Raw genomic sequence first — 17112 nt, 5'->3', positions numbered from 1 at the left:
ATCAGGAGCGGCGAGGCGGCATGGTCCGGGGGGACCATTACGGGTCGAACGGTGAGGGATCGATCGAATGGTAGAGGTCGGGGAAGCTAATTCGAATAGGCGTCTGTCTTCGAGCGTGTCAGTGGCGTCCATCTTGTTGGGGCTCTCGGTGAGCGCTTCGGGCGGCGCGGCGCTCGCTCAGACCGCGGCGCCCGCGCCATCGGCGGCGACGCAGAGTGAGGGGACCGTTTCCGCACAGATTCAGGATGTGCAGGTGACCGGCGGCACGGAGGCCGTCGGCGAGAAGCTGCTGGAGCAGGTGCTGACCAAGACTCCTCGGGCGGGAAACGTGGTGACGCAGCGCACCCTCGAGGATCAGCAGATCGATTCCGTCACCGATATTTCGCGCCGCGTGCCGGGCTATCGTCCGAACATTTCGACGCCGAGACAGTCCCGCAATGCAATCAGAGGCGTCGGCGTCGCAGCGGGCGGCGGCACTGGCTCTCCGTCGGACACCGGATATATCGTCGATAACGTCTATTGGAGCTTCGCCGGCTTCCAATGGGGCGATCTCATCGATCTGAGCTCGGTAGAGCTCGCTCTCGGCCCGACCGGCACGGCCGGCGGCAAGAACACCAATGTCGGCTCGATCATCCTGCATACGCAGGCGCCGTCCTTCGAGCCCAAGACGACGGTGAAATCCACCTTCGGCAACTACAATCACTTCAAGCAGACGATCAACACGACCGGCACGCTGATCGAAGACTCCCTCGCCTATCGCTTCGCCGGCTATCTCGACCGCGGCGACGGCTGGATCAAGGATCCGTCCACGGGCTCGACCTATCAGGACACCAATCGCCTCGGATTGCACCTCCAGCTTCTGGGCGTCGGCGATGGATGGAGCGACCGCTTCAGCTTCATCTACAACGCGTCCAATGAGCACAATGACTATCTCACCGGCACGATCGGCGACACCAGCCTCGTCTATGTCAATGGAACGCGTCCATCGACGACCTTCTTCCAGAATGTCATCAACAAGCTCGGCAAGCCGATTTGGACGATCGATCCCAACACGCCCTATCTCGCGCGCGGCGGTCGCGATCCGACGCATGTCTTCATGCTGTCGAACGAGTTCAACTATCAGATCGGCGACAATATGCTGACCGCCATTTCCGCGATCGGCTATGGATCGTTCCGTAACTTGGGATATTCGGACAATCAGCTGCTGCAGCTCGGTCTCGGCTCGGGCAGCATGGACACCTATCTCATGCAGACCTCGCAGGAGCTGCGGCTGTCCTCGCCCAAAGACCAGGAGTTCGAATGGACGACCGGTCTCTACGGCTATCTGGAATATGGCGAAGACCGCATGCACCATTACCAATATGGCGTCGACACGGCGAAATGGCTCAACAACGCCGCCGCTCTGCCCGATCTGACGCCTTGGTGGCTCAATAAGACCGGCGACATTTCCTTCGCCGCCTATGGCCAGGGAACCTATCACTTCGACGAGAAGCTCGCCCTCACCATCGGTCTGCGCGACAGCTATGAGATCCGCTATAGCGCGAATAAGTTTCGGCCGAACTTCTATTACGGCGTGCCCTACACCGTTTGGCAGCAGAACGCCGCCATCATCGCCGGCGGCGGCTACGGATGGGCCGACTCGGGCGGCGAGACGAAATATCACAATGGCGTCGTGGCGGTCTTCAACCCGCAATATCAGGTCGATGAGAACGTCCTGATCTATGGCCTGGTCGGACGCGGCGACAAGCCGCAATCGGTGAACACGCAAAACACGCCGACCTACATCGGCGGCGTTGCGCAAGGGTTCAAGACGGCCTTCTCCCGGCCCGAAACCTCATGGGATTATGAGATCGGCGCGAAGACCAATTGGTTCGACGGCGCGCTGATCTCCAACGTCAACCTCTATTGGAACGATCTCTACGACTTCCAGATCACCCAGACCAAGGTGCAGACGAGCAGCGCCGGCGTCACCGCCAATGTCTCCTATCTCGGCAACGCGCCACATGTGCGCCTGCGCGGCGTCGAATTCGTTGAGCGCTGGATTCCCTTCGAAGGGCTGACGCTGAATGCCTCGGGCGCTTATACCGAGGCCCGCTATATCGACTACAAGGATGGACCGGCGCCCGCGGATTGGGGCATCACCGGCGGACCGGCGACCATTCCGATGAATGGTACGAGGATCACCGGCATACCCTGGTGGCAGGTCAATGGCGGGTTCAATTATGAGCACAGACTCGGCAATGCGCTCGCGGGCCTCGGCGACTGGAGCAATCAGCCGGTCACCGGCTTCGTTTATTCGAACGCGTCATGGTTCAACAAGGCGCAATATACGAACCCCTTCTCGCTGGTCCAATATTGGCAACCAGCCTATGTGATGCTGGACGCCGGCGTTGGACTGCGCACCGACGATCGCAAATACAGCCTCACCCTCTGGTCGAAGAATCTCTTCGACAACCGACCCTGGTCGAGCTGGTCGCCCGGCGCCTCCTCGGCGCCGACGACTGTCGGAATTTCGACGCAGGGGCCGCGCACATTCGGCGTCACCTCATCGATCACATTCTGAGTCTACGAAATCATTACCGGAGAAAAGAAACGATGAAGGCGTCACTCTCTATCGTCGCTATCGGCGGCGCGCTCATGCTCGCCGCCTGCAATTCGACGAATTCGCCAAAACCCGCCGTCGCCGCCAACGAGGACTATAAGAAGCTCGGCGGCATTCATGCCAACCATACGCCCGAGCAGCATGCGGCGTTTCTCAAGCGCGTCGGCCAGCTGCCGTCAGACGACGAGGCGGAGGGCGCGGCGGGCGGTGGCGGCGGCCATCACCACTGAGCATTATCCGATCCGATCGGATCGGATAATGCTCTAGGTATCTCTCTTTTGGAGCGAATTCTGATCGATCGAACGATACCGTTCGATCGGAACGCGCTCTAAGCGCGGGCATGTGGCGCGCCCCGCCCTTCCACGCGCGAGCCGCCCTAGCATGGCTCGCGCTTCTCCTGCTCCTCGCCTGCGGCGGCGCCTCGGCATTGATGGCGACGCTGCGAGACGCCACGGAGCCCGGCGGCCCGATCTGCCGCCGGGCGAGATGACGCCGCGATTGCGCCGCCCTCTACCGCGGCGCCGGCGCGCTCTCCGGCAGGCGCCCTGTGCCGGTGCCGTCGATGACGCCGAACACTTTGCGCAATAGGCCGGGCGCGATCACCGACAGCGGATTGACGGTCAGCACCGGCGCGCTGAAGGCGCCGCTCACGCGAAAGCTCACCGCGAAGACGCCCTCATGCTGGCCGCCGGCCAGCATGAAGCCGATGACCGGAATATTCGACACGAGATTATTGAGCCCATAGGCCGGCACGAAAGAGCCCGACACGTCGATGCGATCGCGCGCCAAGTCGATATAGCCGTCCACCGTCAGGCCGATCTCCGTCCCCGACATCACCGCGTCGCGCATTGTGAGCCGGCCGTTCGCCCAGGTGAAGGCGGATTGCACGCGCGCGAATTTCACCGAATCGGGATCGAAATGCGCGGCGCCCTTGTCATCCGTGCGCGCGGCGCCCTGCATGACGAGCTGACGTATGGCCGGCTCGTTCTGCAGATAGAAATCCTGAATGCGCATCGTGCCGTCGGAACGGCCCGGATTGAGCAATAGCGTCGCCGACAGCGCGCCGCTCTCCATGCGATGATAGAGATCGAGGAAGGAGAGAAAGGCGCCGCCGTCGCTGGTCGAAAGATCGATCTGCGGCGCGCCGCTCGGATGGCGCGTCAGCGTCGCAGCGAAGGGCTCGCGGCCGAAATTGCCGGTCAGCGACAATTGCCGCGGCTTGCCGCCGCGCCGCTCGAAGCGCAGATCGACATTGGAGAGGATCTGCTTGCCGTGTCCGGTGACGATCGGCGATTTGAGATCGAGATCGAAATCGTCGGAGTTGGGCGGCTTGCCGGCGACCGCGGCGGCGCTCTGCTCGGCCGCCGGCTGCGAGAGAAAACGCAGCAGCGGACGCGCATCTATATTGGCGCCGCGCACGACGAGCTTCAGCGCATCGCCGCCACGCGTCACCTCGAGACGCATATCGTCGCCGGGCGAGAGCTTCGCCTGCGAGAGCTTGGCCGAGCGCAGCACGCCGTCGCGGCCGAGCTCCACAACGCCGGAAAACTGCTGCGGCCCCGCCTCCGCCTGCAATTGCTCGAGCGCCGAGCCGTCCGGCCGCTTCACCAGAGTGAAGCTGGCGCGGCCCGGCTTGCCCAGCGGCTTGGTCACGCCGGGCAAGGGATGATCGAGCGCGGCTTTCGAGAAATCGATCTCGAATTGCGACTCGGAATCCTCGATCGGCAGCCTGGTCTGCACCTGCACGCCGACGACGCCGGAGACGCCGGTAAATCCATAGCCTGCGCGCACGCGCGCGGCGTCGTCGAGCGAAAGCGACAATTGCGCCTGCGCCTGCCCCTTCTCGCCGGCGGCGCGGCGCAGATCGAGCGTCACCGGCGCGCCGAAGACGCGGCCGGCGCCGGTGACGCGCAGCCCCTCGCGATCCGAGACGAGCCGCAGCGCCGCGCCCTCCAGCCGCTCCTTGCCGATGAAGCGCTCCATGGTGAGATTGCTCGTCTCGGCGTCGACGGCGATGCGCGTATGCTCTTCCTTGGCCGCCAGGCCGAGCTCGAAATCGATGCGCAGCTTGCCCTCGATCTGCCCTTTGAGCTGATTGGCGTCCATGGGCAGGCTCGCGGCCGGAGCGACGCTCTTCAGCGAGAGAATATCGGCGACCGCCTCCACGCCACCGGCGAGCTTCAATTCGATCCAGGCGGGCGCCGGATCGAAGCCGAGCGAGGGCGCGCGAAACACGCCTTCCGTTATCGCGAGCCTGCGGCCCGGCGCGCTCTCCATCACGCCTGATGTGGCGACGAAGGAGACGGTGCGGCCGGTGAGCGCGATATGGCCGTTCATGCCGTTGATCGGCCATAAGCCGGGAACGGCGTCGATGAGCGTCGCATTGTCGAGATCGAAATCGCCGCGCAGCGCGGCGTCCGGCGGCGGCCGCTCATAGCGCCCGGCGGTCATCGCCTGCTGGTCGAGATCGGCCGTGAGCGTTCCGCTGCGCATGACGCCGGCGGTGATATGCTCGTCCATCCACATGCGCGTCGGCGCGGCGACCTGCGTCGGCCAGATGCGAAGCACGGAGCGGAGCGGCGTCTGCGTCGCGTGGATCGCATATTTGAGATGCGTCCCATCCGGCTGCGCGCCATCCACATCGAGGGAAGCCGTGGCGTGCACCTCCGGCCCGTCGAGAAAGACGCGCTCGACCTTGTATTTCTTGGCGAGGAGATCGAGCGTCGCGGTGAGGCCGGCGTTCTCGACGACGAGCGGCGCCTCGCCATGGCGCGTCGGCAGAAAGGCGCCCGGCCGTGCGAGATCGAAGGAGAGCGCGACAACGCCGGTCCCTTCCGCTGGCGGCGTCAGCGCGCCTTTGAAGCTCAGCCGCGCGACGCTGGTGCGGATCTCGACCGGCTCTATGGCGAGCAGCCGGCGCTCTATGTCCCAGCGGCCGGAGATGGACAGCTCCTGCAGCATGAAAGGCTCGGCGTCCGGCTCCTCGAGGCGGAAGAAGCCCTCGCCGACAGAGAATTTCCCGCTCGCCTCGACGACGCGGCCGTCGCCCGCCAGCGCGAAATGCAGATCGAGCGACAGAGGCGCGTCTGTGTCGAAGGGCAGAGTGCGCGCCCCCGCCGCCAGCGCGATCTCCTCCATGGAGAGGCTGTGCAAGCGCGCGTCCAGCGTGCGCCGCTCGCCCAGGCCGCCCTTGGCCTCCACCTCGGCGCCGACATGGCCGGTGGAGCCGGTGGCGCCGAGGCGCAGTCGCCGCGCGCCGGCGATCTTGTCGAAGCTCAGCGTCAGATCATCGTAGACGATCGTCTTGTCCAGCGTGCGATCGTCGATCACGAGACGGGCGTTGGAGACGCCGATCTTGTCGATGGCGGCGACCGGGCTCTCTGGATCGACGATGAAATTCATCACCGCGCGCAAGGCGCCGGCCGCCTGCCGCAGCGATGGGATGACAGGAGCCGCTTGCGCCTCGGCGGCGGGCTCCGCAGGCGACGGAGCGTCGAGCGGTATGGCGACCGGATCGGCGCCCGGCGCGGAAATCGCCACCACGCCGTCGGGCAGCAACTCCAGCCTCAGCTCCAGGTCCAGAACGTCGAGCCGGCGCGGCGTCAGCCGGCCGATGAGCAGCGCCCGTGGGTCCACCGACAATTGCGCGCGCGGCGCGGCGAGGATCGTGCGCTCGCCGCTCTTCACGGCGAGGCCGTTCACGGTGAAGGTGAGGCCGTGATCCGTGCTGGCGATCGCGACCGAGCTGATCCCGAATTGGTAGCGATGCACATAGAGATCGTCGAGCGCCTCGACGATCTTGGGAGCGAGCCAGTCGGAGGCGATGGGACCGCGGGCGAGCGCGGCGAAAAAAGCGCCGACAGTGAGCACGATGACGAGCAGCGCCGTCACCGCCAAGATGGAAAGGCAACGCACCACGCAAAAGCCGCGCAGCCGGACTGCGGTGGAGCCGCGCTGGAAAAATCCCAATAAAAAGCGCGGCGCCCGCGCTCCGACCGCCGGACCTTCGTCTATCCTCTGCGTCAAGCGCCAGCCCTTCGGTTCCACCGCGCCGCTCCGCGCGCGCCGGCGCCGAATCTGCACGGCGGCGAGAAGATCACAACTCGAATGGCGCGCAACTGGGGATTTTCACCAGAATCCCTTGCGGAGCGCGCCATCCTCTGCATGCTGCCGATTGTAACGGCGGATGAGACGAAAGGAAGGCGCAGTGACCGAGGCGAAGAAATCCACAGGCTTGCGCGAAGGCGACGCCGCCCCCTCTTTCGAGCTGCCCGGCGCCGGCGGCGAGACCCTCTCTCTTTCCGGCTTTTCCGGCAAGAAGCTGGTGCTCTACTTCTACCCCAAGGACGACACCTCCGGCTGCACCAAGGAGGCGATCGAATTCAACGCTTTGAAGGCCGATTTCGGCAAGGCCAAGACCGCGCTGGTCGGCGTCTCGCCCGATTCGCCGGCCAAGCACGACAAATTCCGCGCCAAATATGAGCTGACCTTCCCGCTCGCCTCCGACGAGACCAAGGAAATGCTCTCCGCCTATGGCGTCTGGGTCGAGAAGAGCATGTACGGCCGCAAATATATGGGCGTGGAGCGCTCGACCTTTCTGATCGGCCCGGATGGGAAGATCGAGAAGGTATGGCGCAAGGTGAAAGTGCCCGGCCATGCGGCCGAGGTGCTGGCGGCGGCCAAGGGGAAGTAGAGCCCTCGCCCACCACTTGGCGCCTAAAGTCTAGCCGGTTCGAGACTTCCACGACGAGCCGGGCTCGAACGTTCAGCGTAGTCAGCTCTCTGCCAGGACGCGGACTACGCCTGCTAGAGCGCGTTCCGATCGAACGGTATCGTTCGATCGATCAGAATTCGCTCCAAAAGAGAGATACCTAGAGCATTATCCGATCGGATCGGATAATGCTCTAGCGAATTGGCGCGACTTATTCGCCGTTCGCGATCAGATTTCTGACCGCATTGACCGTATTTTCATGCTTTCGAGAATCACGATTGAGAATAACTTCGCCACGATAGCGCAGTGCTCCACCTTTGGCGTCGTCGGAATATTCGTAGCTCAACTCGGCTTTCTCTAATTGAGTCCGCAGCGATTGCTCCAATGGCTGAGAGAGGCCTTGCGCGCGCAAATTAGTCGTAGCCTTTGCTATTGCGCTCGACACGGCTTCCAAGACGAACTCTTGCTTCGAGCACTCCATCACGTCTGTGACTGCATCGAGTTGCGCGAGGGTGAGGGCGTCGATGCGGACGCACAAATTGCGAACCAGCTCCTTGGAATGGCCTCCCATACAAACGGCTCCGGCGTTCGCGCCCAGACCATTCCCGAAGGTCCATGTCCGCTTTGCGGCAATCGACTTCATCGTCAGGAAATCGTCGAAAGCCTCGGCGCGAACGGAAGGAGATATGCCGGCTTCTCGGTATCCCTCGTCAAACATGTCAAGTAGCTTACTTTCCATGCAAATCTCCTGCTATCACATGTTAATATATCTATATAACATGCATCGATGGGTGCGCATAGATCAAACTTGAGCGAATCCACGGCCCACCCTCGCCTTCGCTTGACGCCGCTATCCCGCTCGGCTACGCCTATATATGTTATAACATAACATATGGCGCGCCATGGCCCAGACTCCCGACCCTCGCCTCCCCGTCACCGTCCTCTCCGGCTTTCTCGGGGCCGGAAAGACGACGCTGCTCAATCATGTCCTCAATAATCGCGAGGGCCGGCGCGTCGCCGTCATCGTGAACGATATGAGCGAGGTGAATATCGACGCCGACCTCATCCGCGACGGCGGCGCAGAGCTGTCGCGCACCGACGAGAAGCTCGTCGAAATGACCAATGGCTGCATCTGCTGCACCTTGCGCGACGATCTGCTCGCGGAAGTGCGGCGCCTCGGCGAGGAAGGCCGCTTCGATTATCTGCTGATCGAGAGCACGGGCATCGCCGAGCCGCTGCCGGTCGCCAGCACCTTCTCCTTTCGCGACGAGAATGGCGCCAGCCTCTCCGATCTCGCGCGGCTCGACACGATGGTCACCGTCGTCGACGCCGCCAGCCTGCTGCAGGACTATGGCTCGAACGACTTTCTGCGCGACCGCGGCGAGGTCGCCGGCGAGGATGACGATCGCACCCTCGTCGATCTCCTCGTCGAGCAGATCGAATTCGCCGACGTCATCGTCCTCAACAAGGCCTCGGCGGTGTCGGAGGAGCGGCTGGCGCTGGTGCGCAAAGTGGTGAAGTCGCTGAACGCCGACGCGCGCATCGTCGAGACCGATTTCGGCGCGGCGCCGATGGACGCCATTCTCGACACCGGCCTCTTCGATGAGGAGAAGGCGGAGCGCCATCCGCTATGGCACAAGGCGCTCTACAGCCCGGAAGAGCACGTGCCGGAGTCGGAACAATATGGAATAGAGAGCTTCGTCTATCGGGCGCGGCGTCCGTTCCACCCGGAAAAATTCAACGCTTTCATCAATGCGACCTGGCCCGGACTGGTGCGCGCCAAGGGGCATTTCTGGCTCGCCACCCGGCCGAAATGGGTCGGCGAATTCTCGATCGCCGGCGCGATCGCCCGCGTGACGGCCATGGGCTATTGGTGGATCGCCGTGCCGAAGCAGCATTGGCCCGATCATCCCGATTGGAAGCGCCATTTCGAGCGCAATTGGGACGAGGTCTGGGGCGATCGCCGGCAGGAGCTCGTGTTCATCGGAATCGGCATGGACGAGGCCGCGATTCGCGCCGCGCTCGACGCCTGCCTCGTCGGGCCGCAAAAGCCGAAACGCTTCGACGCCTCCGCCTATCGCTCGCTCGTCGATCCCTTCCCCGCTTGGGAGAGCGCCGATGCTGCGTGACGAGGCGGCCACGCCGCCGTCGAACTCCTCTCGCCGACTGATGCAATCCCGCTCCATCTGCCTGTTGCCGCGCACGCTGGAGCCGCGGATCGCGGAAACGCTGGATGCGATGAGTCTCGCACAGCCTCTGAGGTTGCGCGTGACCGGCGCCGAGGAGGCGCTGCCCCGCGCGCTCATCGACGCTCTCGACGAGGCCGCCCTCGGGCCGAAGTGGCTCGCCGAATGGTTGGCGAATGACGTCATTCGCCTCGCGCGCCTCTATCGCGAGGCGACTCGGGCGGGCGAATTGCGAGTCAGGCTGGAGACGATCGCCGACGACGCCTGCCGGCTATTCCATGTCGATTTCGTGCGCTTTCGTCTCGTGACCACCTATCGCGGCCCGGGCACGCAATGGATCGCGCCGGGACCGGAAGCCGATCCGCTCGCGGAAAATTCGATTCAGCAGCTCGAACGCGGCTGGGTCGCGATTTTGCGCGGCGAAAAGGCGGCGAGCGCCGACATCCCCGCCCTTCCCCATCGATCGCCGCCGATCGCCGGAACGGGAATCGAGCGGCTCTTCCTCGCCATAGACGAAGCGCCCACGCCGTCGCGCTGACGGCGCGAGCGCATCGCGGGATTATTGCGCCGGCGCAGCCGCGGCGCGGGCGGCGAGCTGCTTCGTCACCTCGTCCAGCCCCTTCTTCGCCGAGGCGAGATTGGGATCGAGCGCCAGCGCCTGCTCGAGGTCGGCCTTGGCGCGATCGAGCTCGCGCTTGCCGCGATAGGCGTTGGCGCGATTGAGATAGGCGCGCGCATATTTGACGTCGATCGCCACCGCCTTGCTGAAATCGTCGATAGCGCGGTCGAATTCGCCCTTGGCGTGCAGCGTCAGCCCACGATTATTATAGGCGATGGCGAGCTTGCCGTCGCTGGCGATCGCCTTGTCGTAATCGGCCAGCGCATGGTCGAGATCGCCCTTGCCCTGATAGAGCGCGGCACGGTTGAGATAGGCCTGCGCGGATTTGGGCTCGAGCTTGATCGCCGCGTCGAAATCGGCGAGCGCGCGGTCGAGATCGCCCTTGGCGCGCCAGGCGCGGCCGCGATTGGCCAGAGCAGCGGCGGATTTCTTGTCCAGCTCCAGCGCCTTGTCGTAATCGGCAATCGCCTTGTCGAGTTCGCCTTTGCTCTGATAGGCGCCGCCACGGCCGAGATAGGCCGCCGCCTTGGGCTGCGCGGCGACGAGCTTGTCGTAATCGGCGATGGCGTGGTCGAAATCACTCTTGGCGCGATAGGCGGCGGCGCGATCGGCGAGAGCGACGGAAGAGGCCGGATCGATCTCCAGCGCCTTGTCGTAATCGGCGAGCGCACGGTCGAAATTGCCCTTGGTGTGATAGGCGCCGCCGCGATTGACATAGGCGGCCACGCGGTTCGGCTTGGTCTCCTTGTCGCCACGGGCGATGACCTCGCCACATCCCTCTATGCGCTTGTCCGGATCGGCGGCGCGACAGGACGCCCAGGCGTCGCCCTTGGCCTCGGCTGCGACGCAAACGAGGGAAAAAGCCGCCGCCAGCGCGAGACGAAGCGGAGACTGAAACGAGGTGGAGGCGAAAGCGTGGGGCGCCATGTGGCCGAGGGCTCCATATAGTTGACTATTTCACTATGATTTCATTTCGCCGCATCGAGAGCAATCGGAAAAACTGCGCATCGAGACGCGCGCCGCGCCGGACCGCCGCTCGGGCCGGGCGCATAGAATGGGAGGAGGAGACGTCCTCATCCCCTCTCGGATAGATCATTTTCCAAAACGGCTCAACAGATTGGCCGCTATCGCGCGCGCCCCGCGAGCCGCCGCGAGAAGCGCCAGCTCGGGCGGTCCGCCGGGAAAATCAGTCGAAAACATGCGGCAAGAATGCGAAAACATGCACGCAAGCCCTTCAGGACCACAAAAAAGTACTCTAAGACTGCATGTCGATGAGCCTCTTGACCTCTACCGAAGATCTCGCCGCCGCCTGCGCCCGTCTCGCCAGTCATCCCTTCGTCACCGTGGACACGGAGTTTTTGAGGGAAACGACTTTCTGGCCCAAGGTCTGCGTCATCCAGCTGGCCTCGCCCGAGGAGGCCTTCGCCGTCGACACCCTGTCCGAAGGGCTCGACCTCACGCCCTTTTTTGAGCTGATGGCCAATGAGCGCGTGGTCAAGGTCTTCCACGCCGCCCGCCAGGATCTCGAGATCGTCTGGCGGCTGGCGCGGCTGATTCCGGCGCCCTTGTTCGACACTCAGGTCGCGGCCATGGTCTGCGGCTTCGGCGATCAGGTCTCCTATGTCGAGCTGGTGAAAGCCATCTCCAAGGAGAGCCTCGACAAATCCTCGCGCTTCACCGATTGGTCGAAGCGGCCCTTGTCCACGGCGCAGATCGACTACGCCATCGCCGACGTCACCCATTTGCGTCAGATCTACACGCATTTGCGCACGCGGCTCGAGCGCTCCAATCGGCTCGACTGGCTCGTCGACGAGATGCGCACGCTGACGACGCCCGAGACCTATGAGCAGAGCCCGGAGAACGCCTGGGAGCGGCTGCGTCATCGCGTGCGCAAGCCGCGCGACCTCGCCGTGCTGATGGAGCTCGCCGCCTGGCGCGAGGCCGAGGCGCAGGGTCGCGATGTGCCGCGCTCGCGCGTGCTCAAGGACGATATGCTGATCGAGATCGCCCTCGCCGCCCCGCGCACGCAGGAGGCGCTCGGCAATTTGCGCGCCTTCCCGCGCGGGCTCGAGCGCTCGCGCTCGGGGGCGGAAATCGTCGCCGCCGTGGAAAGAGCGCTGGAGCGCGATCCCGCCACCCTGCCGCGCATAGAGCGCGAGAAGCGCGGCAGCTCCAGCGGCGCCACGGTCGAGCTGCTCAAGGTGCTGCTGCGGCAGGTCGCCGAAGAGACGGGCGTCGCCACCAAGATGATCGCCACCGTCGAAGACCTCGAGGCCATAGCCGCCGACGATGGGGCGGATGTCCCTGCCCTGTCCGGCTGGCGGCGGGCGATCTTCGGCGACAAAGCTCTGCAGCTAAAGGCTGGACGGCTCGCCCTGGCGGTCGAAAAAGGCAGGGTCGTCACCCTCGACTGGCAAGAACTGGACGAGAGCGCCGCGCGCTGAAGTCAGCCTCCGGGTAGGCAGGCTCCCCATTCTTTCACCCATTCCCATCCCTATCCTCATGGATAGGGATGGGTGGCTCTTTGCCGACCCATCCAGCCCGCACGAACCTATCCATTTTGCGACGCACAACTCATCTTTCGATCTGAATTCATTGTGAAATCGAATAGTTCTATAGAGACAGCCCTGCGACAAACCGCGCCTTGAAATCGAGCTGCTGCGCTGCAACATACAGTCATGTTGCGACGCAACGCGAGCTCGACGCGGCTTCGGCGCTTCGAGGAGCGGTGGTCGCAGGAGGCGCTTTCCGGCGCCGTCGCTGAATTCGAGGAAGGATAGACCATGATGACTGCAGGCAAACGCATCTTCGCTCTGGCCCTCGCCGCTGTGCTGAGCCTCACGGCGGGCGTGGCCCTGCACGCCGAGCCCTACGGCCCGGCGGCTGCGCCCGTGACGCTGAAGCCGCTCGCCGCGGCCAGCTTCGACGCGGGCCAGAAACATGTGCTGAGCTATTTCGTGGGCGGTTCCGGCGCTTGCCGGCTGACGGTGATCGTCTTCGACGCGCCCACGCTCGAGGCGGCCGGCACGACCACGGCGACGACACGCTTCATCGTGCCGATTTCCAGCGGTTCTTCCGCCAATCTCGACACCGCCGTCGCCAAGACGCTGCGCTTCTCCTGCTCTGCCGACGCCGGCGCCGTCACGGTGAGCACGAGCGAGCGCGTCGCGCCCCGCGCGGCCTACTAAAAATGAAGGGCGCCGCCTCCGTCAGAGCACGGGGGCGGCGGCCTCTATAATCGCCTCGGCACCGATGAGTCGGCCGAGCGCTTTGGAGCGGCTGGCCAGCCGCTCGCTGACGAGATCGGCGAATTCCGGCGGCAGCGACAGAACCAGCTTCCCCTCATGAGTGACGAGCGGCGTGCGCGGCAATACGCCGGGCATGGCCGCCGTCAGCAGATAAGCGACCCGCAGCGCCGCCGAGAGCACGCGGGCGCGCTCCAGCAGGCGCGGCGACAGCAGGCCACGCACCGGAAGAGCGCCCTCACTGTCCGGCCCGGCGTGGCGCAGCACCGCCACCAACGCCAAAAAGGCGCGGCCCGGATGATCGACGGCCACGAAGGCGGAATTGGCGATCACATTCATCGCCTGATTGGCGCGGTAGTCCGGATGGGCGCGCCAGCTGACATCCGACAAAAAGCAGGCGGTATGGCGCAGCCGCGCCTCATCTTCCGTCTCCGGCAGGCCGGAGGAGGAAAAGAGCGCGTCGGTCCAGGCGATGAGTTCATCGCCATAGCCGGGCGCGCGCGCCATGGCGCCCTCCAATTCGCGCGCGGCGGCGACCAGCGGATCGGCCGCGCGCTGCTGTGGAGCGAGGCGCTCATAGAGCAGGCCCTCGCGCACGCCGGCGGCGGAGATGACGATCTCCTTGGGCCGCGCCTTGCGAATCACCTCGTCGAGCACGATCGCGCCATAGGCGAGCAGCGGACGGCGCGCCGTCGAGACCGCGGCGATATCGGCCAGCGCCTCGCTGTCGACGCGCTCCAACAGGCTGGCGAATTCGGCCGCGTCGCTGGTCGGAATGCGGTAATTATGCATCATGTCGAGCGGATAATTGCGCTGACGCATGTGCAGCCGCGCCAAGGCGCGCCATGTGCCGCCGACGGCGTAGAAGGTCCGCCCCTTGAGCCGCTGCAGAGGCAGCGCCTCGTCGATCGCCTTGCGGGCGATGCGCGCCGCCTGGCGGGTCGAGCGGCTGGCGGCGTCCATCAGCGCGAGACCGCCGAGCGGCAGCGTGACCCCCTCGCCCATCTCGCCATCTTGCAGGTCGATGAGCTCGAGCGAGCCGCCGCCGAGATCGCCGACGACGCCATCCGGCTCATGTATGGCGGAGATGACGCCGAGCGCCGAAAGCTCCGCCTCGCGGCGGCCCGACAGCAGCGAAATCTCGCGGCCGATCGCCTCCTGGGCGGCGGCGAGGAAGGCGGCGCCATTGACGGCGTCGCGCGCGGCCGCGGTCGCGATCACCTCTATGTCGCTTATCTCCATGATCTCGCAGAGCGAGCGAAAGCGCCGCAGCGCCGCGAGCGCTTTGCGAATCGCGTCATCGGGCAGCCGGCCCGTCGTGACGACGCCGCGCCCGAGCCCGCACATGGCCTTTTCGTTGAAGATCGGCGTCAGCGCCCGCCGCAACGCCGAATAGGCGACGAGGCGCACCGAATTGGAGCCGATGTCGACGATTGCGACCGGCCGCTGCGCTGCTTCCGCATGCGCCGCGGCCTCGACCTCCGCCGCGTCATTCCTCACGCGGCTTGAGGAGCGAACGCGGGCGCCATTCCTTGAGAGACTTGCCACGGCCAGAGAGACTCGGGTTGGTCATGAAGTATTTATGGGCGTTGAACCGCTCTTCGCCCTCAGGGGGAGTTATGCGTAAGGACGAGCCATCCGGCAAGACGCGATAGCTCTGTTCATTGTCGATGAGATTGGCCAGCATGATCTGATCGAGAATCTGCTGATGCACCGTCGGATTGGTGATGGGCATCAGCACCTCGACGCGGCGGTCGAGGTTGCGCGGCATGAGATCGGCCGAGGAGATATAGACATGGGCCTTGGCGTGCGGCAACGCATGGCCGCCGCCGAAGCAATAGACGCGCGCATGCTCGAGGAAGCGCCCGACGATCGATTTCACGCGGATATTGTCCGAAAGGCCCGGCACCCCCGGCCGCAGGCAGCAGATGCCGCGCACGACGAACTCGATCGACACGCCCGCTTGCGAGGCGTGATAGAGCGCGTCGATGATCTCCGGATCGACAAGAGCGTTGCATTTGCCCCAGATCGCCGCCGGCTTGCCGGCCTTGGCGAAGCCGATCTCCTGCTCGATATGCTCGAGCAGCCGCGTCTTGAGCGAGATGGGCGAGACCGCCATGCGCTCGAGCCCGGCGGGCTCCGCATAGCCGGTGATGAAATTGAAGATGCGCGACACGTCGCGGCCGATCGCCGGATCGGCGGTGAAGAGCGAGATGTCCGTATAGATGCGCGCCGTCACCGGATGATAATTGCCGGTGCCGACATGGCAATAGGTGACGATGCTGCCGCCCTCGCGGCGCACCACCATCGACAATTTGCCATGCGTCTTCAGCTCGATGAAGCCGAACACGACCTGCGCGCCGGCGCGCTCGAGATCGCGCGCCCAGCGGATATTGGCCTCCTCGTCGAAGCGCGCCTTCAGCTCGACCAGCGCCGTCACCGATTTGCCGGCCTCCGCCGCCTCCACCAGTGCGCGCACGATGGGGCTGTTGGAGGAGGTGCGATAGAGCGTCTGCTTGATCGCGACCACATTGGGATCGCGCGCCGCCTGCTGCAGGAATTGCACGACGACGTCGAAAGACTCGTAAGGGTGATGGACCGCGAGGTCCTTCTGCTTGATGGCGAGAAAGCAGTCGCCGCCATTGTCGCGCACGCGCTCGGGAAAGCGCGGCGTGTAGGGCTTGAACTTGAGATCGGGCCGATCGAGCCCGACCACCTCCGAGAGATCGTTCAGCGCCAACATTCCGTCGAGCACGAAAATCTCGTCCCCACCGACATCGAGCTCCTCGGCGACGAGGGCGCGCAGCGCCTCGGGCATGTCCGAGGCGACCTCGAGGCGAATGACCGAGCCGCGGCGGCGACGCTTCAACGCCGTCTCGAACAGGCGGACCAGATCTTCGGCCTCCTCCTCCACCTCGAGATCGCTATCGCGAATGAGGCGGAAAATGCCCTGCCCCTTGAGCTGATAGCCGGGGAAGAGCTTTTGCGCATTGATGGCGATCAGCGTCTCCAGCAGCATGAAGCGCTCGCGCCCCTGCCCCGCGCCTCCCGCGCTCGGCAGTCGCACGAAACGCTCGATCTTGGACGGCAGACGCACCAGCGCATGCAAGGTCTTGCGATCGCCCGGACGCACCAGCTCCAGCGCCAGAGTGAAGCCGAGATTGGGAATGAAGGGGAAAGGATGCGCCGGGTCGATGGCGAGCGGCGTCAGCACCGGGAAGATGCGCGACATGAAATGCTCTTCCAGCCATTCGCGGTCGCCCTTGGAGAGATGCCCCGGCTCGACGATGACGATGCCGACATCCTCGATCTCACGGCGCAATTCGCGCCAGCGCCGCGTCTGCGCCGTGGTGAGCAGCGCCACCCGCTCGTTGATCTTCACCAGCTGCTCGGCGGGCGTCAGCCCGTCCTGCGACAGAGTAGCGACGCCGGTGCGAACCTGGCCGCGTAGGCCGGCGACGCGCACCATGAAGAATTCATCAAGATTATTGGCGGAGATGGACAGGAAGCGCAGCTGCTCGAGCAGCGGATGATTGCGGTTGGACGCCTCCTCGAGAACGCGGCGGTTGAACTCGAGCCAGGACAATTCGCGATTGATGAAGCGCTGCGGCAGAGCGGCCAGCTCTTGCGGGCGCTCCAAGAGATCGCCCGGCTTGTCCATGACGGGAATATCGGCTCCGGTGCGCTCGGCCTCGAGATTGTCCTGGATATGCTTCGTCATGCTTTTTCCACCTCTCGCCCGCCGGCGC

General features: G+C 64.6%; 12 protein-coding genes. 7 read left to right on the top strand and 5 right to left on the bottom strand.

Annotated features, from left to right (window positions below):
- The first annotated feature begins 121 nt into the window (after positions 1–121).
- Complete coding sequence (locus METLW3_RS0110660) at positions 122–2563, top strand: TonB-dependent receptor (protein ID WP_245267302.1); 2442 nt, start codon at positions 122–124, stop codon at positions 2561–2563.
- A 32-nt stretch (positions 2564–2595) separates the two neighbouring features.
- Complete coding sequence (locus METLW3_RS0110655) at positions 2596–2832, top strand: hypothetical protein (RefSeq protein WP_024879902.1); 237 nt, start codon at positions 2596–2598, stop codon at positions 2830–2832.
- Between the two features lie 280 nt (positions 2833–3112).
- On the opposite strand, the gene METLW3_RS0110645 is transcribed toward METLW3_RS0110655, so the two are convergent.
- Positions 3113–6649 (bottom strand): DUF3971 domain-containing protein, encoded by a 3537-nt coding sequence (locus tag METLW3_RS0110645; protein ID WP_245267300.1) that lies wholly within the window; start codon positions 6647–6649, stop codon positions 3113–3115.
- 160 nt (positions 6650–6809) lie between these two features.
- On the opposite strand from METLW3_RS0110645, the gene METLW3_RS0110640 reads away from it, so the two are divergent.
- Positions 6810–7295, top strand: a complete 486-nt coding sequence (locus METLW3_RS0110640) for a peroxiredoxin (protein ID WP_245267299.1) — start codon at positions 6810–6812, stop codon at positions 7293–7295.
- A 229-nt stretch (positions 7296–7524) separates the two neighbouring features.
- Here METLW3_RS0110640 and METLW3_RS0110635 read toward each other — a convergent pair whose 3' ends face one another.
- The gene (locus METLW3_RS0110635; protein WP_134188054.1) at positions 7525–8052 is read right to left on the bottom strand and encodes a hypothetical protein; all 528 of its coding nucleotides are present in this window, start codon (positions 8050–8052) and stop codon (positions 7525–7527) included.
- A 163-nt stretch (positions 8053–8215) separates the two neighbouring features.
- On the opposite strand from METLW3_RS0110635, the gene zigA reads away from it, so the two are divergent.
- Together zigA and METLW3_RS0110625 are read left to right on the top strand one after the other, a co-directional pair.
- Positions 8216–9442, top strand: a complete 1227-nt coding sequence (gene zigA / locus METLW3_RS0110630; RefSeq protein ID WP_024879898.1) for a zinc metallochaperone GTPase ZigA — start codon at positions 8216–8218, stop codon at positions 9440–9442.
- Positions 9432–10037: a DUF1826 domain-containing protein gene (locus METLW3_RS0110625; RefSeq protein WP_024879897.1), complete on the top strand. Its 606-nt coding sequence runs from the start codon at positions 9432–9434 to the stop codon at positions 10035–10037. Before zigA ends, METLW3_RS0110625 begins: the two co-directional genes overlap by 11 nt.
- A 21-nt stretch (positions 10038–10058) precedes the next feature.
- Here METLW3_RS0110625 and METLW3_RS0110620 read toward each other — a convergent pair whose 3' ends face one another.
- Positions 10059–11045 (bottom strand): tetratricopeptide repeat protein, encoded by a 987-nt coding sequence (locus METLW3_RS0110620; RefSeq protein ID WP_024879896.1) that lies wholly within the window; start codon positions 11043–11045, stop codon positions 10059–10061.
- Between the two features lie 344 nt (positions 11046–11389).
- Between METLW3_RS0110620 and rnd the strand changes: the two genes are divergently transcribed.
- Together rnd and METLW3_RS0110595 are read left to right on the top strand one after the other, a co-directional pair.
- Positions 11390–12562, top strand: a complete 1173-nt coding sequence (gene rnd / locus METLW3_RS0110605) for a ribonuclease D (RefSeq protein WP_024879895.1) — start codon at positions 11390–11392, stop codon at positions 12560–12562.
- Positions 12563–12901: 339 nt separating this feature from the next.
- Positions 12902–13306, top strand: a complete 405-nt coding sequence (locus METLW3_RS0110595; protein WP_024879894.1) for a hypothetical protein — start codon at positions 12902–12904, stop codon at positions 13304–13306.
- A 21-nt stretch (positions 13307–13327) separates the two neighbouring features.
- Here the strand turns inward: METLW3_RS0110595 and ppx are convergent, their stop codons facing one another.
- Both ppx and METLW3_RS0110585 read right to left on the bottom strand, forming a co-directional pair.
- Complete coding sequence (gene ppx, locus METLW3_RS0110590) at positions 13328–14863, bottom strand: exopolyphosphatase (protein WP_024879893.1); 1536 nt, start codon at positions 14861–14863, stop codon at positions 13328–13330.
- On the bottom strand, positions 14853–17084 hold the full coding sequence (locus METLW3_RS0110585) for an RNA degradosome polyphosphate kinase (protein ID WP_024879892.1): 2232 nt from the start codon (positions 17082–17084) through the stop codon (positions 14853–14855). The genes ppx and METLW3_RS0110585 overlap by 11 nt, the downstream gene beginning before the upstream one ends.
- Positions 17085–17112: the final 28 nt, after the last annotated feature.

This window comes from Methylosinus sp. LW3, from assembly GCF_000527115.1.
Classification (GTDB): Bacteria; Pseudomonadota; Alphaproteobacteria; order Rhizobiales; family Beijerinckiaceae; genus Methylosinus.
The sequence above is the reverse complement of the archived record's forward strand: the minus strand, read 5'-3'. Positions and strand labels throughout refer to the sequence as shown.